This window comes from Mycobacterium sp., from assembly GCF_035633495.1.
In the GTDB taxonomy this organism is placed as follows: domain Bacteria; phylum Actinomycetota; class Actinomycetes; order Mycobacteriales; family Mycobacteriaceae; genus Mycobacterium.
On record NZ_DASQEU010000026.1, the window covers coordinates 1 to 1,713 of the forward strand.

Annotated in this window: 3 protein-coding genes and 1 other annotated feature; of the genes, 2 read left to right on the forward strand and 1 reads right to left on the reverse strand. The window is 65.8% G+C overall.

The features are described 5' to 3' along the window. Positions 1 to 43 precede the first annotated feature (43 nt). On the reverse strand, positions 44 to 922 hold the full coding sequence (gene mshB, locus VET27_RS05085; protein WP_526515763.1) for an N-acetyl-1-D-myo-inositol-2-amino-2-deoxy-alpha-D-glucopyranoside deacetylase: 879 nt from the start codon (positions 920 to 922) through the stop codon (positions 44 to 46). Positions 923 to 1,154: 232 nt separating this feature from the next. Between mshB and VET27_RS05090 the strand changes: the two genes are divergently transcribed. Next, complete coding sequence (locus tag VET27_RS05090; RefSeq protein WP_526515765.1) at positions 1,155 to 1,424, forward strand: hypothetical protein; 270 nt, start codon at positions 1,155 to 1,157, stop codon at positions 1,422 to 1,424. Then, positions 1,382 to 1,513, forward strand: a sequence feature (AL1L pseudoknot). Its footprint overlaps the gene before it by 43 nt. Then, the coding region (locus VET27_RS05095; protein ID WP_526515767.1) for an IS3 family transposase at positions 1,421 to 1,713 on the forward strand (293 nt) is incomplete at its 3' end. It overlaps the preceding feature by 93 nt. The genes VET27_RS05090 and VET27_RS05095, both read left to right, overlap by 4 nt.

Below are 1,713 nucleotides of genomic sequence, written 5' to 3' on the forward strand. Positions count from 1 at the left end.
GGCCGCTGAATTGATCTGGAGCTTACCCCGTTTGCCGTTGCCATCACAGGTTCAACCCAGCGAGGAGGTCGGTTTCCCAACCGCGACCGTCCCGCTCGCCGGCCGCTCCCTCGGCAAGCACGAAGTGCTCGCTGACCGGAATCGGCAGCGCGATGTGATTGGACAGCGCGCAGGCCCGGCCGCCGGGCTCCACGGTGACCTGCGTCGCGTGCGCGCGAAGGGCTGCGATCTTCGCGTCACGGCTCTCGGGCGCGTGGACGACGGCATCGATGTCGGCATCGGCGTAGGCGAACTGGAACTCGTCGGCCGAGGCCAGGACCCAGTCGGCGGGAAGATCCATCGTGGCCAGTTCACGCGTGCTGACGTCGATCGCACTGCGCGCCGTGACGGTCCAGTAGAACTTGGGGACCTGCCAAGGCTCGCCCGGGTGGCCGGGGTCTGCCGAAGCGGCCACGGCCTCCGTCGTCACCTCGTGGGCCCGCACGTGGTCGGGGTGTCCGTATCCCCCGTTGGGGTCGTAGGCGACGACGACGTGGGGCCGCAGGTCGCGGATGATCGCGACGAGTGCACCGACAGCCTCTCGCGGATCGGCATCGACGAACCTTTGACGGTGGCGCACCGGCGTGCCGACCATGCCTGAGTCGCGCCATCGACCGGCGCCACCGAGGAACCTCGGCCCGTCGACGCCCAATTCCGCCAGCGCCGAGGTCAATTCATTGATTCGATAGCCACCGAGCTGATCCGCCTCGTAAACGGCCAGCTGCGCGAAGCGCTCGCCGATGACCTCGCCCTCCTCCCCGAGGGTGCAGGTGACGACCCGAACGAGGGCACCCCGCGCAACGTAGTGCGCGATGGTGGCGCCGGTGGTCAGCGTCTCGTCGTCCGGGTGGGCGTGGACGAACAACAAGCGTGGGTTCTCCATGGGCACAAGATAGATTCACCCCGTGACGCGGCGCACCGTCTCGGCATGCAAGCTTGACCCTCTCGACAACGAGGAGCCATCCAGAGGCACAGCTGGCACCTTCACCGGACGCTGCACGTTAGACAGACTGAACCGCCCCGGGTTGTTCGGAGACTTCACTTCTTAGGAGGATGAAGTCCATGTCACGTCCGTCCAACAACTACCCCCCGAACTCCGGGACCGTACCGTCCGCATGTTCGCCGAGGTCAGGCCCAATTACCCCTCGAACTGGAAGGCCGCCGAGTCGATCGCCGAGAAGCTGGGGATCCGGACAGCGCAGACGGTGCTGAACTGGGTCCGCAAAGCCCAGGTCGATGCCGGCCAGCGACCGGGTACGAGCACCCAGGACGCTGCCGAGATGCGCAAGCTCCGCGCCGAGAACCGGGAGCTGAAACGAGCTAACGAGATCTTGAAGGCGGCCTCGATTTTCTTCGCGGCGTCGCTCGACCGCCCACACACGTGATCTGCGGGTTCATCGACGCGCACAAGGACAAATATGGGGTCGAGCCGATCTGCCGCGTGCTCACCGAGCACCGATGCCCGATCGCCCCATCGACCTACTACGACGCCCGCAACCGGCCACCGTCGGCGCGGGCCCGACGAGACGAGGAACTCAAAAAGGTGATACGCGCAACGCACCAGGAGAACCGCTCCCTCTATGGTGCCGACAAGATCTGGATAGCACTGCGACGTAAGGGAATCGACGCTGCTCGTTGCACCGTGGAACGGTTGATGGCCGAGCTCGGTTTGCG